Origin of the sequence: Pseudomonas rhizoryzae, from assembly GCF_005250615.1 — a bacterium.
Taxonomy (GTDB): domain Bacteria; phylum Pseudomonadota; class Gammaproteobacteria; order Pseudomonadales; family Pseudomonadaceae; genus Chryseomonas; species Chryseomonas rhizoryzae.
Genome location: NZ_SULM01000011.1, coordinates 163,961 through 185,602 on the forward strand (window position 1 = coordinate 163,961; position 21,642 = coordinate 185,602).

At 66.1% G+C, this 21,642-nt stretch carries 21 protein-coding genes; 15 read left to right on the top strand and 6 right to left on the bottom strand.

Going from position 1 to position 21,642, the window contains the following annotated elements:
• Window positions 1-145 precede the first annotated feature (145 nt).
• The 3 genes from FAZ11_RS18735 to FAZ11_RS18745 all read left to right on the top strand — a co-directional run bounded on the left by FAZ11_RS18735 (window position 146) and on the right by FAZ11_RS18745 (window position 3,939).
• Complete coding sequence (locus tag FAZ11_RS18735) at window positions 146-1,648, top strand: AhpA/YtjB family protein (protein ID WP_058772872.1); 1,503 nt, start codon at window positions 146-148, stop codon at window positions 1,646-1,648.
• Between the two features lie 21 nt (window positions 1,649-1,669).
• Entirely contained in the window at window positions 1,670-3,208 is a 1,539-nt protein-coding gene (locus FAZ11_RS18740) for a C13 family peptidase (RefSeq protein WP_058772871.1), read from the top strand.
• Window positions 3,209-3,297: 89 nt separating this feature from the next.
• On the top strand, window positions 3,298-3,939 hold the full coding sequence (locus tag FAZ11_RS18745) for an oxidoreductase (protein WP_058760799.1): 642 nt from the start codon (window positions 3,298-3,300) through the stop codon (window positions 3,937-3,939).
• A gap of 194 nt (window positions 3,940-4,133) precedes the next feature.
• Here FAZ11_RS18745 and FAZ11_RS18750 read toward each other — a convergent pair whose 3' ends face one another.
• On the bottom strand, window positions 4,134-5,069 hold the full coding sequence (locus FAZ11_RS18750; protein WP_058760800.1) for a LysR substrate-binding domain-containing protein: 936 nt from the start codon (window positions 5,067-5,069) through the stop codon (window positions 4,134-4,136).
• Window positions 5,070-5,195: 126 nt separating this feature from the next.
• On the opposite strand from FAZ11_RS18750, the gene FAZ11_RS18755 reads away from it, so the two are divergent.
• The 4 genes from FAZ11_RS18755 (at window position 5,196) to FAZ11_RS18770 (ending at window position 7,791) form a co-directional block, all read left to right on the top strand.
• The gene (locus FAZ11_RS18755; protein WP_058767681.1) at window positions 5,196-6,572 is read left to right on the top strand and encodes an L-serine ammonia-lyase; all 1,377 of its coding nucleotides are present in this window, start codon (window positions 5,196-5,198) and stop codon (window positions 6,570-6,572) included.
• A 65-nt stretch (window positions 6,573-6,637) separates the two neighbouring features.
• Window positions 6,638-6,862, top strand: coding sequence for an antitoxin (locus tag FAZ11_RS18760; protein WP_058760802.1), 225 nt, complete (start codon window positions 6,638-6,640; stop codon window positions 6,860-6,862).
• Window positions 6,862-7,275 carry a type II toxin-antitoxin system tRNA(fMet)-specific endonuclease VapC gene (gene vapC / locus FAZ11_RS18765; protein ID WP_058772870.1) on the top strand — a complete coding sequence of 138 codons (414 nt, stop codon included), beginning with the start codon at window positions 6,862-6,864 and terminating at the stop codon, window positions 7,273-7,275. The genes FAZ11_RS18760 and vapC overlap by 1 nt, the downstream gene beginning before the upstream one ends.
• Before the next feature lie 39 nt (window positions 7,276-7,314).
• Window positions 7,315-7,791, top strand: a complete 477-nt coding sequence (locus FAZ11_RS18770; RefSeq protein ID WP_058772869.1) for a YbaK/EbsC family protein — start codon at window positions 7,315-7,317, stop codon at window positions 7,789-7,791.
• Here FAZ11_RS18770 and FAZ11_RS25225 read toward each other — a convergent pair.
• The gene (locus FAZ11_RS25225) at window positions 7,779-7,907 is read right to left on the bottom strand and encodes a hypothetical protein (RefSeq protein ID WP_007161186.1); all 129 of its coding nucleotides are present in this window, start codon (window positions 7,905-7,907) and stop codon (window positions 7,779-7,781) included. The two genes, FAZ11_RS18770 and FAZ11_RS25225, sit on opposite strands and share 13 nt — an antisense overlap.
• 145 nt (window positions 7,908-8,052) lie before the next feature.
• Between FAZ11_RS25225 and FAZ11_RS18775 the strand changes: the two genes are divergently transcribed.
• Window positions 8,053-9,456: an aminotransferase-like domain-containing protein gene (locus FAZ11_RS18775; protein ID WP_058772868.1), complete on the top strand. Its 1,404-nt coding sequence runs from the start codon at window positions 8,053-8,055 to the stop codon at window positions 9,454-9,456.
• Here FAZ11_RS18775 and FAZ11_RS18780 read toward each other — a convergent pair.
• From FAZ11_RS18780 to mpl, 3 genes are all read right to left on the bottom strand, one after another.
• Window positions 9,453-9,725 carry a YceK/YidQ family lipoprotein gene (locus FAZ11_RS18780; protein WP_137279534.1) on the bottom strand — a complete coding sequence of 91 codons (273 nt, stop codon included), beginning with the start codon at window positions 9,723-9,725 and terminating at the stop codon, window positions 9,453-9,455. The genes FAZ11_RS18775 and FAZ11_RS18780 overlap by 4 nt on opposite strands.
• Before the next feature lie 162 nt (window positions 9,726-9,887).
• The gene (ubiX, locus tag FAZ11_RS18785) at window positions 9,888-10,520 is read right to left on the bottom strand and encodes a flavin prenyltransferase UbiX (protein WP_058767686.1); all 633 of its coding nucleotides are present in this window, start codon (window positions 10,518-10,520) and stop codon (window positions 9,888-9,890) included.
• Window positions 10,520-11,875, bottom strand: coding sequence for a UDP-N-acetylmuramate:L-alanyl-gamma-D-glutamyl-meso-diaminopimelate ligase (mpl, locus tag FAZ11_RS18790; RefSeq protein WP_058772867.1), 1,356 nt, complete (start codon window positions 11,873-11,875; stop codon window positions 10,520-10,522). The genes ubiX and mpl overlap by 1 nt, the downstream gene beginning before the upstream one ends.
• Window positions 11,876-12,085: 210 nt before the next feature.
• Here mpl and FAZ11_RS18795 point away from each other — a divergent pair, with 210 nt between their 5' ends.
• Both FAZ11_RS18795 and FAZ11_RS18800 read left to right on the top strand, forming a co-directional pair.
• Window positions 12,086-12,460, top strand: coding sequence for a COG4315 family predicted lipoprotein (locus FAZ11_RS18795; RefSeq protein WP_058772866.1), 375 nt, complete (start codon window positions 12,086-12,088; stop codon window positions 12,458-12,460).
• A 128-nt stretch (window positions 12,461-12,588) separates the two neighbouring features.
• Complete coding sequence (locus tag FAZ11_RS18800; RefSeq protein ID WP_058772865.1) at window positions 12,589-13,743, top strand: TDT family transporter; 1,155 nt, start codon at window positions 12,589-12,591, stop codon at window positions 13,741-13,743.
• 185 nt (window positions 13,744-13,928) lie between these two features.
• On the opposite strand, the gene FAZ11_RS18805 is transcribed toward FAZ11_RS18800, so the two are convergent.
• Complete coding sequence (locus FAZ11_RS18805; protein WP_058772864.1) at window positions 13,929-15,821, bottom strand: sigma-54-dependent Fis family transcriptional regulator; 1,893 nt, start codon at window positions 15,819-15,821, stop codon at window positions 13,929-13,931.
• Between the two features lie 247 nt (window positions 15,822-16,068).
• On the opposite strand from FAZ11_RS18805, the gene exaC reads away from it, so the two are divergent.
• From exaC to ppa, 5 genes are all read left to right on the top strand, one after another.
• The gene (exaC, locus tag FAZ11_RS18810) at window positions 16,069-17,589 is read left to right on the top strand and encodes an acetaldehyde dehydrogenase ExaC (protein WP_058772863.1); all 1,521 of its coding nucleotides are present in this window, start codon (window positions 16,069-16,071) and stop codon (window positions 17,587-17,589) included.
• Between the two features lie 249 nt (window positions 17,590-17,838).
• Window positions 17,839-18,870, top strand: a complete 1,032-nt coding sequence (gene adhP / locus FAZ11_RS18815) for an alcohol dehydrogenase AdhP (protein WP_058760813.1) — start codon at window positions 17,839-17,841, stop codon at window positions 18,868-18,870.
• Between the two features lie 302 nt (window positions 18,871-19,172).
• Entirely contained in the window at window positions 19,173-19,820 is a 648-nt protein-coding gene (locus FAZ11_RS18825) for a DedA family protein (RefSeq protein WP_058760814.1), read from the top strand.
• A gap of 4 nt (window positions 19,821-19,824) precedes the next feature.
• Complete coding sequence (locus FAZ11_RS18830; protein WP_058760815.1) at window positions 19,825-20,661, top strand: M90 family metallopeptidase; 837 nt, start codon at window positions 19,825-19,827, stop codon at window positions 20,659-20,661.
• 51 nt (window positions 20,662-20,712) lie between these two features.
• Window positions 20,713-21,240, top strand: a complete 528-nt coding sequence (ppa, locus tag FAZ11_RS18835; protein ID WP_058760816.1) for an inorganic diphosphatase — start codon at window positions 20,713-20,715, stop codon at window positions 21,238-21,240.
• The last annotated feature ends 402 nt before the right edge of the window (window positions 21,241-21,642 follow it).

Consider the following 21,642-nt stretch of genomic DNA (forward strand, 5'->3'; position numbering starts at 1 on the left):
GAGCGGTGCCGAGCCGTGGCCGCCGGCTGGCGGCGGGAGTCCACCGCCGGCCTCTTTTGCGGGCGAGGACCCGCATTCGCCGTTTTCGCACCCCGACCCGCTGGTTATACTTGCCGCACACTTTTTATCCAAAGAAACGATTTCTGTGACCCGCCCCGCGACCGTCAAGCCCGATAATTTCTTCCTGCTGATCTACCGAGCCCTGCGCCAGCGTCGTGTGCCGGTGGCCTTGCGCATCGTTTCTCACAGTCTGCTCCTGGTCGCTGCCGCTCTGGTGATCTATGCCGGCATCATGAGCGTGCAATTCCGCCATGCCATGCAGCAGCAGGCCGACGCCGTCGGCCAGAGCCTGGTGACCCAGACCGCCAATTCCGCCGCCGAATTGCTGGTGGCCAACGACAACCTCAGCCTCAACGTGCTGCTGAGCAACCTGGCGCGCAATCCGCTGGTCGCCCATGCCGCGGTCTACAGCCCCGACAACCGGGTACTGGCCGAATCCGGCACCCGCCCGAGCCAGGGCCTGCTGACCGCCACCGACGGCATCTACAGCACGCCGATCCGCTTCCAGGACGTCACCGCCGGTCAGGTCCGCCTGGCGCTGGACATGAACCAGTTCCAGCAGCCGATGATGATCAGCCTGCAGAACATGGGCCTGCTCGGCCTCATCCTCCTGGCGCTCACGCTGATTCTCAGCCTGCGCCTGGGGCGCCAGCTGTCCATTCCGCTGCTGGAGCTGCGCGTCTGGCTACGGGATCCCGACGATCCGGCGCCGGGCGCCGGGCGCCTCGACGAACTGGGCGACCTCGCGCGCCAGCTGCAGAGCCGGCTGGTACCGCCCAAGCCGCCCAAGGTGGAAACCGCCGAAGACGACGATCCCTTCGCCGACGAGCAGGGCGGCCTCAGCGTCAAGCCGCCGCCCGCGCGCAAGGCCGCCAGCGCCAAGCCGGCCGCCCGCAAACCGGCAGCGCCGGCGCAGCCGGAGAGCGACGAGTTGGACGCCGATGCCTTCGCCGACCTGGTCCCCGACTCCTTCACCGAACCGCCGGCCACTCCGGCTCCGGCGGTACCCACCGAGCCCGACATCGTCACCTCCGCCGTATTGGCCATCCAGCTCGGCGCTCAGGACCAGCTCAGCCGGCTGCCGCGCAGTCGCCTCGAACAGTTGCTCGAACGCTATCGCGACTGTCTGCAACAGGCTACCGAGCTCTACGACGGGGAATTGCACACCCTCAAGGACGGCGGTAGCCTGATCCTCTTCCACGAGCGCAGCGATGACGACGACTACCTGACCCGCGCCCTCTGCTGCGGCGAGATCATGCGTGCCCTGGGTCACGCCCTGCAGGTGGAAGTGGTCGGCAGCGGTGCAACCCTGCAGCTGCAGCTGGGTCTGACCCAAGGCGAACGACTCGCTGGCCTGGAGCTTGCCCAATTGCTGGACAACACCACCGTACGCAATGCCCAGGCGCTGAGCCGCCACAGTCGCAATCTGCTGCTGGTCGAGCAGAGCATCGCCGAGGACGAACTGCTGCGTAAGCGCGCCCGTATCCGCACCATCGCCAGCCCGGCCGGTGCCAGCTGCGTGGAGCGCCTTCTGGAACCCTACTCCGCGACGCTGGAGCGTCATCTGGTCCGGCTCGAGGCGCGTTAAAGCGCCTGCCGGACTCCACCTATGCGCGCCCTCCTGCTCCGTCTCGCCTTCGCCGCTCTCCTGCTGGTGGCCTGTGCCATCCAGGCGGCGCCCAACGTGAGCACCGTGAGGCTGCCCGACGGCGGGATCTATACCGGCGAGATCGTCAGCGGCCTGCTCAACGGCAGTGGTCGCATCGAATGGCCCAACGGCAACTGGCTCAAGGGCCGCTTCAAGGACGGCCTGGCCGAGGGCCCTGGCGAACAGCAATTCGCCGACGGCACCTACTACCAGGGTACCTTCCGCCGCGGCCTCTATCATGGCCAGGGCAATCTGATCAGCAGTAGCGGCTGGGAATATCACGGCAGCTTCGTCAACGGTCGCATGCAGGGCCAGGGCTCCAAACTCGACAGCGACGGCACCCAGACCATCGGCACCTTCAACGACGGCCACCTCAATGGTGTCGGTCAATGGCAGGAACCGGGTGGCGATCGCTACGACGGCGAATTCGTCGACGACCAGTTCGAGGGGGCCGGCGTCTATCGCAGCGCTGGTGGCGATCTCTGGCGTGGCCGTTTCTCCGCTGGCGAGCTGACCGGCAACGGTGAATTCGTCGGCGAAGACGGCAGCCAGTACCACGGCGGCTTCCGTAACTGGAAATTCGACGGCCCGGGCGTGCTCACCAACAGCGATGGCAGCGTCTACCGCGGCAATTTCGCCGATGGCGTCTATGCCGGCATGGGCGTGCTGACCCGCGCCGACGGCCAGGTGGAGCGGGGTCTCTGGGAAGGCGGCAAGCGCATCCGCGACGACCAGGGCCAGTACATCGCCGATCCCCTGGAACTCACCCTGCTCGATGAAGGCAAGGTGCTGGACCAGGAACTGCAACAGGTCCCGGCCTCCACACCCGCCCCCGAACTCTACGGCCTGGTCCTGGCCGGCGATGGCAACCAGGGCGTGTTCCAGCGCGAAGCCAATTACGTCGCCAACTTCATGACCACTACCTGGGGCGCGCGCGACGTCATTCGCCTGATCAACGCCAAGAACTTCCGCAGCGATCATCCACTGGCCACCCGCGAGAATCTCTACCAGAGCATCCAGACCCTGGCTCAGCGCACCGGTCCGGAAGACCTCATCGTCCTCTACCTGACCAGCCACGGCTCGGCGGACCACCAATTGGTCCTCGACCAACCCGGACTGGATCTCTCCAGCCTGCCGGCCGCGGAACTCGGGCGCCTGCTCGCGCCCCTGCGCGGACGGGACAAGGTGATCATCATCTCCAGTTGCTACAGTGGCGGCTTCATCCCGCAACTGCAGGACGACCACACCATGGTGATCACCGCTTCCAAGGCTGATCGCACGTCCTTCGGCTGTACCGACGAAGCCGACTTCACCTATTTCGGCCGCGCCCTGTTCGGCGAAGCCTTCCAGCACACCGACGATCCCGAGCTGGCCTTCCAGCGCGCCCGCGAAACCGTCGCCGTACGCGAGAAGGCCGAGGGTTTCGATCCTTCCGAGCCCCAGATCTGGGCCCCACCCGCCGTGCTACAGAAATGGCGCGCCTGGCGCGCGAGTCGCTGAGTGCCACTCTTGCCAGTGACCCTGACGAACAACCGGAACGCCTGCGGTCCAATTCGGCATGAGCGGCCGCCGCTACCTAGGAGAGCCCCGTGTACCTGACGCCCCAGCATGCCCTCATCGCCGGCGCCACTGGCCTGACCGGTGAACACCTGCTCGATCGCCTTCTCAACGAGCCGACGGTACCGCGAGTACTGGCACCGACGCGCCGCCCGCTGGCGGAACACGCTCGCCTGGACAATCCGGTCGGCGACCTCAACAGCCTGCTACCCACGCTGCAGGGCCCGCTGGACGTAGCCTTCTGCTGCCTGGGCACGACCCTGAAGCAGGCGGGGTCCGAAGCGGCCTTTCGCGCAGTGGACTTCGGCCTGCCATTGGCGGTGGGCCAACGTGCCCTGGAACTGGGTGCCCGCCACTACGTGGTAGTCAGCGCCATCGGTGCCGATCCGCAGTCCTCGATCTTCTACAACAAGGTCAAGGGTGAGCTGGAAGAAGCCTTGCGTAGCCAAGGCTGGACACAATTGACCCTGGCGCGGCCCTCCCTGCTGATCGGTCAGCGCCAGGAAGAGCGGCTGGGCGAACGCCTCGCCGCGCCGCTGTCGCAATGGCTACCGGGCAAATGGCACGGCATCGAAGCCACGGTCCTCGCCCGCGCGCTCTGGCGCCTGGCCCTGGAAGAAGGCAAAGGGGTACGGGTGGTGGAGTCGGACGAATTGCGCAAGCTGGGACGTTAGGGCTCGCGCGACGCCGCTGAGGCGAAACCACAGCCACGTAGGTTGGGTTGAGCACAGCGAAGCCCAACATTGCCTCGGGTGCCGGCAATGCTGGGCTTCGGCGATAGAGCCGTCTCAACCCAACGCCCCATGGCCGCGATCCTCCCTGGAGACCCCAACTCCGATATCGCGAGCGCAACCAGGGCCCCTCGCTCCTACGCCGGCCTTGCCAGCACCATCTGATCGGCCTCCAGCACCAACCAATCATGCAGGGCGCGCAGCCGTGGATCAGCCAGGGCGCCCTGGGCATAGAGCAGCATGTATCTCTTCTGCGCCGGCACCGAGCGGCCGAACGGCGGAATCACCAGCACGCCACGCGCCAGTTCGTCGGTAATCAGGGCGCGGCGGGCGATGGCCACGCCCATGCCGGCGATGGCCGCTTCGATGGTCAGATGATTGCGATTGAAGGTATGACCACGCCGCACGTCCAGCGCCGGCGCGCCGATGCTGGCGAGGTAGAACTCCCACTCGGCGTATTCGTAGCTGCCGCGCCAGGCGGTGATGTCGTGCAGCAGCGGATAGAACTCCAGATCCTCCGCCCGCTCCAGCGGCGGCCGTCCTTGCAGCAGACCGGGTGCACAGACCGGAAAGATCTCCTCTTCCATCAACGGCGTCGAGGCCAGGCCCGGATAGCTGCCGTCGTTGAGGTCGATGGCCAGATCGAATTCACCCTCGCGCAGCGACCAACTGCTGTCTTCGGCCACCAGCCGCAATTGCAGGTCCGGAAAACGCTCCTGTAGCCGCGGCAGACGCGGCGTCAGCCATTTGCCGAGGAACGAGGGAATCGATCTGAGCCGCACCACCCCGCCGAATTGCCCGGCATTGAGCCGCCGCAACTCGGCGTCGATCAGTCCATAGGCTTGATTCAGGGTGGTCGCCAGCCGCTGCCCCTCGGCCGTCAGTTCCAGGCCGCGGGCCACGCGATGGAACAGCTTGAAGCCCAGGCGCTCTTCCAGCTGGCGCATCTGCTGACTGATGGCCCCAGGGGTCACATGCAGCTCTTCGGCGCAGCGGGTGAAGGACAGATGCCGGGCGGCGCAGGCGAAGACCTGCAGCCAGGCCTGGGTTTGGGCGTTGAGGATCCGGCTCATCGATGAGTTCCGCTAAAGGATCGCTTAGAAGCTTTCGTTTGTGCGAGAGGACGGCTAATCACCACTATGAGCCATCCGCCGGCACCCTGTCTGGCGCCCATTCAAGCTCACCTTGGAATTATCGTCATGGCCATCAGCGTCTTCGACCTGTTCAAAATCGGCGTGGGTCCGTCCAGCTCCCATACCGTGGGACCGATGCGGGCCGGCGCCCTCTTCGCCCAGCGCCTGGTCGACGAAGGCCTGCTGGAGCAGGTCAAGCGCGTCGAGGTGCGCCTCTATGGCTCGCTGTCGGCCACCGGCGTGGGCCACGGCACCGATCGCGCCACCCTAATCGGGCTGATGGGCGAATGGCCGGATCGGGTCGATCCCGCCGCCGTCGAACCGCGCATCGAAGCCCTGCGCAACGAGCGCCAGCTACTGCTCGCCGGTACCCAGCCGATCCATTTCGATTGGCAGGAAGACATGTTGCTGCTGGACGAGAACCTGCCCTACCACCCCAATGCCATGACCCTGACCGCCTTCGGCGCCACCGGTGAAGTGGCCGAAGCCACCTATTACTCCATCGGCGGCGGCTTCGTGGTGGACGCCGAGCAGGCCGCCAGCGGCGTGCTCGACAGCGACACCACCGAATTGCCCTACGAATTCTCCAGCGGCGCCGAGCTGCTGCACCTGTGCCGTACCCATGGCCTGGGCGTAGCCGAGTTGATGCTGGCGAACGAGAAGAGCTGGCGCTCCGAGGAAGAGATCCGCAGTGGTCTGCTGCGCATCTGGAACGTCATGCGCGAGTGCGTCGATAACGGCCTGCGCAATGAAGGCATCCTGCCCGGCGGTCTCAAGGTCCGTCGGCGCGCCGCCCGCCTGCACCAGAGTCTGCAAGCCATCGGCAAGCCCAACGTCATCGGCTCCACTCTATCCGCCATGGAATGGGTCAATCTCTTCGCCCTGGCGGTGAACGAGGAGAACGCCGCCGGCGGGCGTATGGTCACCGCCCCCACCAATGGCGCGGCCGGCATCATCCCGGCGGTGCTGATGTACTACATGAAATTCAACCCGGACGCCTGCGACGACGACGTGGTGCGCTTCATGCTCGCCGCTGCCGCCATCGGCATCCTGTGCAAGAAGAACGCCTCCATCTCCGGCGCCGAAGTGGGCTGCCAGGGCGAGGTCGGCTCAGCCTGCGCCATGGCCGCCGGCGGCCTGGCCGAGGTGCTGGGGGCAACCCCCGCGCAACTGGAAAACGCCGCCGAGATCGGCCTGGAGCACAACCTGGGCTTGACCTGCGACCCGGTGGGCGGCCTGGTGCAGGTGCCCTGCATCGAGCGCAATGCCATCGCCGCGGTGAAGGCGATCAACGCCGCCCAGATGGCGCTGCGGGGCGATGGCGAGCACTTCATCTCCCTCGACCAAGTGATCCGCACCATGAAGGAAACCGGCGCGGACATGCACGACAAATACAAGGAAACCTCCCGCGGCGGTCTGGCCGTGACCTTCGTGGAGTGTTGACGAAAGCTTGATCAGACCCTGGCGGCGTATATACTCAAATGTATATACGCCGCCAGGAGTCGCTCATGGCCGAAGCCCGAGTTTTTAAATCCGGTAACAGTCAGGCCTTACGCCTACCAAAGGAATTTCGTTTCGAATCGGATCGGGTAGAAATCTTCCGCCGCGGCGACGAGATCGTCCTGCGAGAGTTGCGGCCCAGCGCAGTCGACATCTTCGACACCCTGGCCGCGCTGTCGCTGTCGACGTTGGAACGGAAAGACAGTCCACCGCAGGTACGGGAAGAGCTCTGATGCCTGCCCGCTATCTGCTGGACACCAACATCTGCATCTATATCGCCAAGCATAATCCACCGCAGGTCCGCGAACGCTTCGCCCGACACGGGCGCGATGAACTGGCGATGTCTGTGATTACTTGGGGCGAACTCTGTCATGGTGCTGCCAAGAGTCAGCAGCCCGAACGCACGCAAGCGATCCTGGAGCAACTGCGACAGCAGATCGCCGTGCTCGAGCTGGATGCGGATTGCGCCGAACACTATGGCGCCATCCGTGCCGAGCTGGAGCGTCAGGGCAAGATCATCGGCAATAACGATCTGTGGATCGCCGCCCATGCCCGCGCCCAAGGGCTGATCCTGGTAAGCGACAACCTGCGCGAATTCAGCAGGGTTGATGGCCTGGCCTGTGAAAACTGGACAGAAGCCTGCTGAGACGGCACGGTTGGCTCTTTCCCTACCTTAGGCAGCGCTATGAGCCTCGACTCTGTCCGCCAGCACCTCGCCCGCATCGCGCCTGATCTCAAGATCCTCGAGGCCACCACCAGTACCGCGACCGTCACCCTGGCCGCCGCCGCCCATGGCGTGGAGCCGGGGCGGATCGCCAAGACCCTGGGACTGAAAGTCGGGGAGCAGCAGTTACTGCTGGTCGCCCGCGGCGATGCCCGGCTGGACAATCGCAAGCTCAAGGCCGCCTTCGGCGGCAAGGCCAAGCTGCTCGATGCCGCCACCGTGGAAGGGCTTACCGGGCACCCGGTCGGCGGTGTCTGCCCGTTCGGGCTGGCCACGCCGCTGCCGGTCTATTGCGACGAGTCGCTGAAGGCCTTCGACGAGGTGCTACCGGCCGCGGGCGCCATCCATAGCGCCGTGCGCCTTACTCCGGAGCGGCTGGCCGAACTCAGCGAGGCGCGCTGGGTGGATGTCTGCGAACTGGGCGATCAGCGCAGCTGATCGTTCTTCTCCACGTCGCGGCGATCCTTGTTCAGCACAACGCAGGCGTAGTAGCCGCCGCCGAGCAGAATAAGGGCCAGCAGGCTGAAAAGAATCATGAAGATGCCATCGTCCATGGCTGCCTCCGTGGGATGCCAAAAGGGATGGGGTACAGCCTATTCCTAAGACAGCAATCTTCACAGCAGCAGGTAACCCCCGGAAAAACCGGATCAGATGGAGCCAGCCTGGCTATAGTGACGGTCTCCCCTGCCCTGGCCTTGCATGAAGCGCTACGAAAGATTCGCCGACCAGCTCGCCACCCTGATGACCTCCGGCGTACTCGCCCCCGGTGATCGCCTGCCCTCGGTGCGCAGCGCCAGCCAGACCCATGGCATCAGCCCGTCCACGGTGTTCCAGGCCTATTACCTGCTGGAGAGCCGCGGCCTGATTGAAGCCCGCGAGCGCTCCGGCTATTTCGTCCGCGAGCCGGCCCGATCACCTGACGCAGCGCCGCTGCTGGCGCCGTTGGAAGGCACCGAGGTCGCGGTCAGCGATCTGGTGTATTCGGTGCTGCAATCGTTGCAGGACCCGGGCATCGTGCCCTTCGGCTCGGCCTTTCCCAGCCCCGATCTCTTTCCCCTGGCGCGGCTGGCCCGCAGCATGGCCCATGGGCTGCGCGACCTGCCGGCCCAGGATCTCACCGCCTACGTCACCCCCGGCCATCCCGAGCTGCGCCGGCAGATCGCCCGGCGCTATGGCTTGGCCGGCATGCCCGAGGTCGGCGAAGAGCTGGTGATCACCCATGGCGCCCTAGAGGCCCTCAACCTGGGATTGCAGAGTCTGACCCGCCCCGGCGATCTGGTGGCGGTGGAAAGCCCGGCCTTCTACGCCAGCCTGCAGGTGCTGGAACGGCTGCAGCTCAAGGCGGTGGAGATTCCGGTCGATGCCGAGCGCGGCCTCAACCTGGATGCCCTGGAAGAAGCCCTGAGTCGTCTGCCGATCAAGGCCTGCTGGTTCATGAGCGGCTTGCAGAATCCCACTGGCGTCAGTCTCGACGACAGTGCCCAGCAGCGCCTCTATGGTCTGCTACAACACCATCAGGTCCCGCTGCTGGAAGACGACGTCTACGCCGAGCTCTACAGCGGCAGCGAACCGCACCGCCCGGTCAAGCGCTTCGATACCGACGGTCTGGTGCTGCACTGCGGCTCTTTCTCCAAGTGCCTCGCCCCCGGCTACCGCATCGGCTGGATCGCCGCCGGACGCCAGGCCGGCGCCGTCGCCCGGCTGCGGCTGATGACCACCATCACCCCCTCGATGCCGGCCCAGGCCGCCCTGGCGGACTATCTGCAGCACGGCGGCTACGATCGCCATCTGCGCCGGCTGCGGCTGACTCTCGACCGCCAGTGCCAGGCCATGCTGGCCGCGGCGCGCCGCTACTTCCCCGCCGAGACGCGGATCAGTCAGCCTCAGGGCGGTTACTTTCTCTGGTTCGAATTGCCCAGGCGCGTGGACAGCCTGGTGCTCTATCGCCAGGCGCTGGCCGAGGGTATCAGCCTGGCACCCGGACCGATCTTTTCCGCGCAACAGGGCTTTCGCCACTGCATCAGACTCAATTGCGGGCATCCCTGGGATGCCCGCAGCGAGGCAGCGATGGCAACGCTCGGCGAGTTGCTGAAGGCCTTCTAGAGGCCGCCGCGCACACTGCCCCGCCCACCAATGGCAGCGGGCAGGGACAGCGGCAGCAGCAGGGTGTCGAGCAGGGCGCTGCCGGGCAGGTCCAGTACCGGCCAGGCCGGAGCTTCGGCGCCGAAGCGCTCCTGGGCGCAGCAACCGCCCTGCAGGGCATAGAGATTTAGCCGGGTGCCGGCATAGACCACCGGCGCGCCGGGCTTGGCGGCGTCCAGGGTGCGCGCCGTGGCGCAGCCGCCGAGGGCCAGGACGGCCACCAGCAGCAGGCCGAGGCGCGCGACGGCCCTAGGTTCTATACGAAAACTGCCTGCGCTCGGTGATGCTGCGTTAAAAATCAGCTCGGAGTGCTCATTTACCATTCGTAAACTTCGCTTCCTCGCTGATTTTTGCCTTGCCTGACCTTCGCTCGGCGACTTTTCGTACAGAACCTAGTCATCACTGCCGGACAGATGATGTTCGCCCCAGCGCGGCAGCATGTCCTGGGGAATGCCCAGGGTGTTGAGGATGCGCGCCACCACGAAGTCCACCAGGTCGTCGAGGGTCTGCGGCTGGTGGTAGAAGCCTGGCGAGGCCGGCAGGATGGTCACGCCGAGGTTGGACAGCTTGAGCATGTTTTCCAGGTGGATGCTGGAAAACGGCGACTCGCGCGGCACCAGGATCAGCTGTCGCCGTTCCTTGAGCGCCACGTCGGCGGCGCGCTCGATGAGGTTGTTGCTGGCCCCGGTGGCGATGGCCGAGAGGGTGCCGGTGGAACAGGGGCAGACCACCATGGCCGCTGGAGCGCTGGAGCCGGAGGCTGGTGGCGCCATCCAGTCGCTCTGGCCGAACACCCGCACCTGGCCCGGCGCCGCGCCGGTGTACTCGGTGAGGAAGGCCTGCATGGCCTGGGGCTTGGGTGGCAGCACCACGTCGGTCTCGGTGGCCATCACCAGCTGCGCCGCCTTGGAAATGAGGAAATGCACCTCGCGCTCTTCCTGCACCAGGCAATCCAGCAGGCGCAGGCCGTACTGGGCACCGGAGGCGCCGGTCAGCGCCAGGGTGATGCGTTCCGGGCCGGCCATCAGGCGTGCTCCAGCGCTGCGGCCAGCTTGCCGTGCAGGCCGCCGAAACCGCCATTACTCATGATCACCACGTGGGTGGGCCCGTCCAGCTCGGCCTTGACGCGCGCGATGATGGCTTCGAGGGAGTCGCAGACCACGGCGGGCACGGCACAGGCCGCCGCGGTCCCGGCCAGGTCCCAGCCCAGATTCGGCGGGGCGTACCAGACCACGCTGTCGGCCTCGGTGACGCTGGCCGGCAGGCCGTCGCGATGGGCGCCCAGCTTCATGGAGTTCGAACGCGGTTCGATGACGGCGATGATCCGCTCGCGACCGACCCGGGCGCGCAGGCCCTGCAGGGTGGTAGCGATGGCGGTGGGATGATGAGCGAAGTCGTCGTAGACGGTCACGCCCCGCACCTCGGCGACCTTTTCCATGCGCCGCTTCACGCTACGGAATTCGCTCAAGGCGGCGACGCCAAGGCTTGGCACCACGCCCACGTGACGGGCCGCGGCCAGGGTGGCCAGGGCATTGGCCACGTTGTGCTGGCCGGTCAGTTCCCAGGCCACGGTGCCCTGCACCTCGCCGTCGAACAGCACCTCGAAGCGCGAGCCGTCCTCGGCCAGCAGGCGGGCCTGCCATTGGCCGCCTTCACCGGTGGTCTGCACCGGAGTCCAGCAGCCCATCTCCAGCACCCGCACCAGGGCCGTCTCGGCGGTGGGATGGATGATCAGACCAGTGCTGGGGATGGTCCGCACCAGATGGTGGAACTGCCGCTCGATGGCTGCCAGGTCCGGGAAGATGTCCGCGTGATCGTATTCCAGGTTGTTGAGGATGGTGGTCCGCGGCCGGTAGTGGACGAACTTGGATCTCTTGTCGAAGAAGGCGCTGTCGTATTCGTCGGCTTCCACCACGAAGAAGGGCGTACCACCCAGGCGCGCCGAGATACCGAAGTTCTGCGGCACCCCGCCGATTAGAAAGCCCGGACTCATGCCGGCGTGCTCCAGCACCCAGGCCAGCATGCTGGTGGTGGTGGTCTTGCCGTGGGTTCCGGCGACGGCCAGCACCCAGCGCCCCTGCAGGACATGCTCGGCCAGCCACTGGGGACCGGAGACATAGGGCAGCCCCTTGTCCAGCACGTATTCCACCGCCGGGTTACCGCGCGACAGGGCGTTGCCGATCACCACCAGGTCCGGCGCCGGATCGAGTTGCGCCGGATCGTAACCCTGGGTCAGCTCGATGCCCTGGGCTGCCAACTGGGTGCTCATGGGCGGATAGACGTTGGCATCGGAGCCGGTCACGCGATGGCCGGCTTCCTTGGCCAGCACCGCGAGCGACCCCATGAAGGTGCCGCAGATACCGAGGATGTGGATGTGCATGAAAGACGGGCTCCGCTACGGATTTGAACGGCGGCAAGGTTAGCACGGGGGGCCACGCGGCCGGAGCGATGGCCGTCGCGGATCCCCCTGGGTAACGGTAGCGAAGTCGCCATGGATTTCGATTAGAGTGCGATAAGCATCGCGGCTAGCCGGATGCCTGTGCACCTTCGTAGGTCCGTTCGCCCTAATGACAACCACAAGAGGTCGACCATGCTCAAACGCCTGCTGATCACTGCTGCAACCCTCTCCTTCGCCGGACTGGCCCTCGCCGCCGCACCGGCCAAGGTCGCCGACACCACCCTGGGCAAGGTGCTCGTCGACGCCAAAGGCATGACGCTCTACACCTTCGCCAAGGACAGCGCGGGCAAGTCCGCTTGTAATGGCGGCTGCGCCCAGAACTGGCCGCCGCTCAAGGCCGACGCCGGAGCCAAGGCCGCCGATGGCTACAGCCTGGTGACCCGTGACGACGGTAGCCAGCAGTGGGCCTACCAGGGCAAACCGCTCTACACCTGGGTCAAGGACAGCAAGCCGGGCGATACCACTGGCGAAGGCTTCAATCAGGTCTGGCACGTCGCCAAGCCCTGAGCTCAAGGCGCTGTCCTGCGACCCGGGCAGCGCCTTATTCATCGCATAGATTAATATTTTAAAATCATTCATTTATAATGATAAATGAGCTCCCCTAGGCTAGGGTCATTCCTTCCCGGAGCCCTACCATGCCTCTTGCCCTACCCCAGGGATGCAAGCCCCTGAGCCAGCTGAGCCGCCCGCTGGACGTCATCCGCCAGTTCACCCCCAACTGGTTCGCCGTGACCATGGGCACCGGCATCCTGGCCCTCGCCTTGGCCGCCTTTCCCATACCCCTCCCGGGACTGCACCAGATCGCCGAGGGCCTCTGGCTGCTCAACGCGCTGCTGTTCGTGCTGTTCGCCGGGCTCTATGCCACTCGCTGGCTACTGTTCTTCGACGAGGCGCGGCAGATCTTCGCCCATGCGACCGTCTCCATGTTCTTCGGCACCATCCCCATGGGGCTGGCGACGCTGATCAATGGCCTACTGCTGTTCGGCCTGCCGCGCTGGGGTGAGGCCGTACTGCCCCTGGCCGTCGGGCTCTGGTGGCTGGATGCGGCCATGGCGCTAGCCTGCGGAGTGTTGATCCCCTACCTGATGTTCACCCGCCAGGAACACCGCATCGATCAGATGACCGCCGTCTGGCTGCTGCCCGTGGTGGCCGCTGAGGTGGCCGCCGCCAGCGGCGGGTTATTGGTGCCGCACCTGGCGGCTGGCGAGCAATTCACGGTGCTCATCGCCAGCTATGTGCTGTGGGCCTACTCGGTGCCCGTCGCCCTGAGCTTGCTGGTGATCCTGCTGCTGCGCCTGGCGCTGCACAAGTTGCCGCCGGCCAGCATGGCGGCGTCGAGCTGGCTGGCGCTGGGCCCGATTGGCACCGGTGCCCTGGGCCTGTTGGTATTGGGCGCCGACGCCCCCGCGGTGTTGACGGTCCATGGCCTGGCGGTGGTGGGCGAGGTCGTTCGGGGCCTGGGGCTGCTGGGCGCGGTGCTGCTGTGGGGCCTGGGTCTCTGGTGGTTGGCGCTCGCGCTGCTGATCACCGGGCGCTATGCCCGCCAGGGGATGCCCTTCAACCTGGGTTGGTGGGGCTTCACCTTTCCCCTAGGCGTCTATGCGCTGACCACCCTGCGCCTGGGCGAGGCCCTGGCCGCGCCCTTCTTCACCGGCCTGGGTGCAGCACTGGTGGTGGCACTGGTCCTGCTGTGGACCCTGGTCGCCAGCCGCACCCTGGCCGGCGCCTACCGCGGCGGGCTGTTCGTCTCGCCCTGCATCGCCCATCTCTGCCAGAAGGCGACGCGTTAGAGCCTGTTCAAAGGCGCGCGAGCTAGAGACAAACAAGGCCTAGGCGGCCCCGCGAAAATAGCTGAGGAAGCGGACCGGGCTCGCGCTCGAGTTTATAACTGGTAAATGAACATTCTGACCGGGCTGGCGACCCAGGCCATTTTCAACGCCGTTTGGCCGACGCGCAGTAGCCTTTGAACAGGCTCTTAGTCCTGCGGGCGCTGCAGACCGTGCTGATGCAGCCACCGATAGAGGGTATTGCGACTCACCCCGAGCCGCTTGGCCGCGCGGGTCATCTGCCAGTGGCAATCCTCCAGCACCGCGCGCAGCTCCTCCCGGGCACTGTCGACCGGTGCCCGGTCAGCCGGGACGCGGGGCGCCGTGGTACGACAGTCGGCCGGTAGTTCGTCCAGGCCGATCTGGCCGTCTTCGCTCAGGGCCACCAGGGTGCGCAGCACGGTGCGCAACTGGCGGACGTTGCCGGGCCAGGGCTGGGCCAGCAGGCAGGCGCGCGCCGCGGGATCGAGGTGGATGGGCTCGCCGCGTGCCTCTTCGGCCAGCAATTGGTCGAGCAGCGCGTCACGGTCGCTGCGGTCGCGCAGCGCTGGCAGGGTCACCACCAGGCCGCGCAGGCGGTAGTAGAGGTCTTCGCGAAAGCTGCCGGCCGCCACCAGGGCGTCCAGGTCGCGGTGGCTGGCACTGATCAGTCGCAGGTCCAGAGCCCGTGGTGCGCCGCCGCCCAAGGGGACCACCTGACGTTCTTCCAGCACCCGCAACAGGCGCGTCTGCAGCGCCAGCGGCATGTCGCCGATTTCGTCGAGAAAGAGGATGCCGCCGTCGGCCTGTTGCAGCTTGCCGGCCATGCCTTCCTTGCGCGCTCCAGTGAAGCTGCCGCCGCGATAGCCGAACAACTCGCTCTCGATGAGCGTTTCCGGGATGGCCGCGCAATTGAGGGCGACGAAGGCCTTGCCGGCGCGACTGCTGGCACGGTGCAGGGCGCTGGCAAAAGCCTCCTTACCGGTGCCGGTCTCGCCGTGCAGCAGCACCGGTACATCACGCTCCAAGACCTTGAGCGCCCGGGCGAAATCCCTTGCCAGCGCCGGATCGCCCAGGCAGATGCCGCTGGGTGCGGAAGGCTTGGGCACCGCCACCGGGGAGACCGGACGCACCTGAGGCCCACGCACCAGGCCATGGAAGCCCTGCCCCTGGCGTCCGCGCAGCGCCCAGCAGGCGCTGGGTTGCGGTCGGGCGCGCTCCAGCAGGTCGTCGAGGCGCAGCTCGAACAGGTCCGTCATCGCCTGCCCCACCACCGCCGCGCGGGCCAGGCCGAGCAACATCAAGGCGGTCTCGTTGGCGGCGCTGATGCGCCCTTCGCCATCGAAGGCCAGCAGCCCTTCGCTGAGCAGACCGACATAGGCCGCCTGGGCATGGAAGCGCAGCAGATAGCCGTCGGCGTAGCGGTCGAGGAAATAGCAGCTCTCGATCAGCTTGGCCGAGAGATTGACCAGCGCCATGGTGTGGAACTGCCCCTGGCGCGAGGCTTCCTGGCGGGCGGTGGAAACGTCCAGCACCGCCAGCAGCTCGCCGGCCGGATCGAACACCGGGCTGGCCGAGCAGGTGAGCTGGGTATGGCGGCTGCGGAAGTGTTCGTCGCGATGGATGGTCAGTGCCTGGCGTTCCACCACGCAGGTACCGATGCCATTGGTGCCTTCGCACGCCTCGCTCCAGTCGGCGCCCAGCCAGAGGCCGGCTTGCTGGAAGATCTCGCGCTCGGCCTCGGCGGTCACGCAGTCGAGGATCAGGCCACGGGCATCGGTGAGCAGCACGGCATGGCCAGCGCCGCCCAGTTGCTGGTGCAACGAATTCATCTGGCCACGGGCGATGTGCAGGACGCGCTGCTGGCGCTCGCGGTGCTCGTCGAAACGCGCGCGTTCCAATACCCAGGGCGCCATGCGGGCGGCCGGATCCAGATGATGCTCGTCGAGACAACGCCGCCAGGAACGGGCGATGGCTGGATCGCTGGCGGGGCCATCGAGGACGGCGCCGCGGGCGAGGTCGAGCACCTGGCTGGCATGCCGATCGGACGGGGTGGCGGGCATTGTAATTATCCTCCGCGGGGCGTCTGCGGTCTCCAGCATAGGCCAAATCGGCGGGACTGGGCACTCTGTCACCCTCAGGTGACAGGCTGTCACGGCGAGGGATTACACCTCTGTCACAGTGACAGGTGACCGCACCGCCTGCTGCCACGCAAAAGTCCGTCACCATGCGGGTTAGCCGGACTTGGCCCGTGCCTTGCTGCAAGAGGGAGCGCCGCTCTTCCTAACAAAAACAACCAGGAGACCCACCATGCGCTATGCAGCCCCCGGCACCCAAGACGCCCTCGTCACCCTGCAAGCCCGCTACGGCAACTACATCGGCGGCGAATTCGTCGCCCCGGTGAAGGGCCAGTACTTCACCAACACCTCGCCGGTGAACGGCTCGGTGATCGGTGAATTCCCCCGCTCCGACGCCGCCGACATCGAGCGCGCCCTGGACGCCGCCCATGCCGCCGCCGATGCCTGGGGCCGCACCTCGGTGCAGGAACGCTCGCTGATCCTGCTCAAGATCGCCGACCGCATCGAACAGAACCTGGAAAAACTCGCCGTCGCCGAAACCTGGGACAACGGCAAGGCCGTGCGCGAGACGCTCAATGCCGACGTGCCCCTGGCCGCCGACCACTTCCGCTATTTCGCCGGCTGCATCCGCGCCCAGGAAGGCACCGCCGCCGAAATCAACGACACCACCGCCAGCTACCACTTCCACGAACCCCTGGGCGTGGTCGGCCAGATCATCCCCTGGAACTTCCCGCTGCTGATGGCCGCCTGGAAACTGGCCCCGGCGCTGGCCGCCGGCAACTGCGTGGTGCTCAAGCCCGCCGAGCAGACCCCGCTGTCCATCACCCTGTTCGTCGAACTGGTCGGTGACCTGCTGCCGCCCGGCGTGCTCAACGTGGTGCAGGGCTATGGCAAGGAGGCCGGCGAGGCCCTGGCCACCAGCACCCGCATCGCCAAGATCGCCTTCACCGGCTCCACCCCGGTGGGTTCGCACATCCTCTCCTGCGCGGCCAAGAACATCATCCCCAGCACCGTGGAGCTGGGTGGCAAGTCGCCCAATATCTATTTCGAAGACATCATGCAGGCCGAGCCGAGCTTCATCGAGAAGGCCGCCGAAGGTCTGGTACTGGGCTTCTTCAACCAGGGCGAGGTCTGCACCTGCCCGTCCCGCGCCTTGGTGCAGGAATCCATCTACGCCCCCTTCATGGAGGCGGTGATGAAGAAAATCGCCCAGATCAAGCGCGGCGATCCGCTGGACACCGATACCATGGTCGGCGCCCAGGCCTCCCAGCAGCAGTTCGAGAAGATCGTCTCCTACCTGGAGATCGCCCGTCAGGAAGGCGCAGAATTCCTTACCGGCGGCAACGTCGAGAAACTGCAGGGCGACCTGGCCAGCGGCTATTACATCCAGCCGACCCTGCTCAAGGGCCACAACAAGATGCGCGTCTTCCAGGAAGAGATCTTCGGCCCGGTGATCGGCGTGACCACCTTCAAGGACGAAGCCGAGGCCCTGGCCATCGCCAACGACACCGAGTTCGGCCTCGGCGCCGGCGTCTGGACCCGCGACATCAACCGCGCCTACCGCATGGGTCGCGGCATCAAGGCCGGTCGCGTCTGGACCAACTGCTACCACCTCTACCCCGCCCACGCCGCCTTCGGTGGCTACAAGAAATCCGGCGTCGGCCGGGAAACCCACAAGATGATGCTCGACCACTACCAGCAGACCAAGAATCTGCTGGTCAGCTACGACATCAACCCGTTGGGCTTCTTCTAAGAGCGGCCAGCAAGGCGTCAGGCGCAGCCTCCAGACGGCTGCGCAGGCGCCAGAGCCGCTCCTAGTACGACGCCTGGATCGCGCGCCCCAGCAGGAAGTCGGGGTGCGCCTCCTACCTGACCTGGATCAACACCCGCTCCCCGTGGATGGCCGACGCTAGACGCAAGGCCACCCGCGGTGGACCGGTGCATCCCGGCGCAGGCTCCGTCTGGCTTCATCCACGCATCATGTATCCATGAGGGACTCGTCATGCCTAAAACAATGAAAGCCGCCGTCGTCACCGCCTTTGGCCAACCCCTGGAAATCCGCGAAGTCGAGGTGCCCACCCCGGGCGCCGGCCAGGTACTGGTCAAGATCGCCGCCAGCGGCGTCTGCCATACCGACCTGCATGCCGCCGAGGGCGACTGGCCGGTCAAGCCCAATCCACCCTTCATCCCCGGCCATGAGGGCGTCGGCCATGTGGTGGCGGTCGGTGCCGGGGTCACCCACGTCAAGGAAGGCGACCGCGTCGGGGTGCCCTGGCTGTATTCCGCCTGCGGTCATTGCGAGCACTGTCTGGGCGGTTGGGAAACCCTTTGCGAATCCCAGCAGAACACCGGTTATTCAGTGAACGGCGGCTTCGCCGAATACACCCTCGCCGATGCCGGTTATGTCGGCCGCCTGCCGGACAATGTCGGTTTCGTCGAGATCGCGCCCATCCTCTGCGCCGGGGTCACCGTCTACAAGGGCCTGAAGATGACCGACACCAAGCCCGGCAACTGGGTGGTGATCTCCGGCATCGGCGGGCTCGGCCACATGGCGGTGCAGTACGCCCGGGCCATGGGCCTGAACGTGGCGGCGGTGGACGTGGACGACAAGAAGCTCGACCTCGCCCGCCGGCTGGGCGCCGAGGTGACGGTCAACGCCCGCCAGCAGGACCCGGCCGCCTACCTGAAGAAAGAGATCGGTGGCGCCCACGGCGCCCTGGTCACGGCGGTCTCGCCCAAGGCCTTCGAACAGGCCATCGGCATGACCCGCCGCGGCGGCACCATCGCCCTCAACGGCCTGCCACCGGGCGACTTCCCGCTGTCGATCTTCGACATGGTGCTCAACGGCACCACGGTGCGCGGCTCCATCGTCGGCACCCGCCTGGACCTGCAGGAGGCGCTGGACTTCGCCGGCGAGGGCAAGGTCAAGGCCACGGTGAGCGCCGAGCCCCTGGAGAACATCAACGCCATTTTCTCCCGCATGCATGAAGGCGGCATCGAGGGGAGGGTGGTGATCGATATGGCGCTCGGATAAAGAAAGCTCACGATCTCGCGAGCTAGAGCCAACCAAGGCGAAACTGCCCGAGGAAGCGGAGTTTACAAAAGGTAAATGAGCATTCCGAGGGCAGTTTCAACGCAGGTTGGCCGACGCGCAGCAGATCGTGACCAGTCCGACACTCCCGCGCCGGGATAGGCGCGGGAGTGAACCTTTGTCCTACCTCGACCTCTGAGCGGCTGGCGATTTTTCCCCGTGTCGATCTCGACCAGGCCACAAAACCCGGTCTCGACTGCCCTTATAATCGCCGCTGGACCCTCGCACACTCGGTAGGCACGCCCATGGAATTCAACCCGATCGACCTGATCCTGCACCTCGACGTCTACCTCAGCGGCCTGGTCGCCCAATACGGCGCCTGGATCTACGCCATCCTCTTCGCCGTGATCTTCTGCGAGACGGGTCTGGTGGTCACGCCCTTCCTGCCAGGGGACTCCCTGCTGTTCATCGCCGGCGCCCTGTCCGCCCTCGGCAACATGGACCCCTATCTGCTGGCGGGCCTGCTGATGTTCGCCGCGGTGGCGGGCGACAGCACCAACTACCTGATCGGCCGCTTCGCCGGGGACAAGCTGTTCAGCAATCCCCACTCCAAGGTGTTCCGCCGCGACTACCTGCTGCGCACCCAGGCCTTCTACGAGCACCACGGCGGCAAGACCATCACCCTGGCGCGCTTCCTGCCCATCATTCGCACCTTCGCCCCCTTCGTCGCTGGCGTGGGGCGCATGCACTATCCCTACTTCCTCGGCTACAGCGTGCTCGGTTCGCTGCTGTGGGTCGGCGGCCTGGTGAGCCTGGGCTACTTCTTCGGCAACGTGCCCTTCATCAAGCAGAACCTCACCCTCATGGTGCTGGCCATCATTGGCATTTCCCTGCTGCCGATGATCCTCGGCTTGATCAAGAGCCGGCGCGCCGCGGTGCAGAGCGGGGCCTGAGTCCTTGGGCTTCTGGCGCACCTGGCGCGAGCGGCGCCTGCTGCAGCGGGTGGCCATCGCCGACGAACTCTGGGCGCGCCTGCACCAGCGCCTGCCCATCCTCGATGGCCTGACCGCTGATGAGGACGTCTGGCTGCGCGAACACTGTGTGCTGTTCCTCGCCGAAAAGCGCCTGACGCTGCTCGAAGGCCTGGAACTGGACGACGGTGACCGCCTGCTACTGGCCGCCCAGGCCCTGCTGCCCCTGCTGCACCTACCGGAAGCCGCGCTCTACCCGAACGTGCGCGAGATCGTCGTCTACCCGGACACCTTCGTCAGTCCCCAGCGCTATCGCGACGAGGGCGGCCTCGAACATGAGTGGGACGATGAACGCGACGGCGAGGCTTGGGATCGCGGCCAGGTGATCCTGGCCTGGCCCGGCGTCCAGGCCAGCGGCGGCTGGGAGGCCTACAACCTGGTCATCCACGAATTCGCCCACCTCATCGACCTGCTCGCCGGTGGCCTGTGCAACGGCCAGCCGCCGCTGCACGAGGGCATGCCCCAGGCCGCCTGGACCCAGGCCCTGCAAAGTGCCTACGACGACCTCAACCGCCAACTCGAAGCCGACCCGGAGGCGGAGACCGCGCTCGATCCCTACGCCGCGGAGAGCCCCGAGGAATTCTTCGCCGTCGCCTGCGAGTACTTCTTCAGCGCGCCCGACGTGCTCGACGAGCACTATCCGCAGGTCTACTGGCAGTTCCAGCAGCTGTTCCGCCAGGATCCACGTACCCGTCTCGCCGCCAGCCTGGCGAGCGTGCAACAGCCGGCAACCCCGGGGTCCGAGGCTCGAACCCCGCTCTGAAAGCGCCTATACTCCCGGCCACTTTTCCCAACCGACTAGAGGGACCCATTCATGAGCTACAGCAAGATTCCCGCCGGCAAAGACCTGCCGAACGACATCTACGTCGCCATCGAGATTCCGGCCAACCACGCGCCGATCAAGTACGAGATCGACAAGGACAGCGACGCCCTCTTCGTCGACCGCTTCATGGCCACCCCCATGTTCTACCCGGCCAACTACGGCTACATCCCCAACACCCTGGCCGATGATGGCGATCCCCTGGACGTGCTGGTGGTGACCCCCTACCCGGTCGCCCCCGGTGCCGTGATCCGCGCCCGTCCGGTCGGCGTGCTGCACATGACCGACGAAGCCGGTGGTGACGCCAAGCTGATCGCCGTCCCCCATGACAAGCTGACCGTGCTCTACAAGGACGTGCAGGAATACACCGATCTGCCGGCCCTGCTGCTGGAGCAGATCAAGCACTTCTTCGAGAACTACAAGGATCTGGAGAAGGGCAAATGGGTCAAGGTCGAAGGCTGGGGCAATGCCGACGCCGCCCGCGCCGAGATCACCAAGGCCGTGGCCGCCTACAAAGGCTGATCCGCGTCCCGCTCGAAAAGCCCGGTTCGCCGGGCTTTTCCGTTTCTGGATGTCACCTCGGCCATCCCGGGCTTCCTATCCGGCGGCAAAGCGACTACCCTGCACACCTCGTCGCCATCCGCGACCCCGCGGCGATCCGCCATCTGCCGATCGCCGCCCGAGGCCAAGGCCTCTTTCTCACCTGCCCGGCAAGGGCAACCCGGGCGGGCCGGGCTCACCAAAAATCAGCTCAACCCGCCCCCGAAAGCCGGCCACAAGCCGGCTTTTTTGTTATCCGAAGAAATCCATCGACATCCAAGCAGGCTAGCAACCACGCGGCTTACAGCTTAGCATTCGTCCAAGGACATCCACCGAGAACCTACAAAATCCACGCCCAAGGTGTGGGTCAGAATGTGGGTCCAG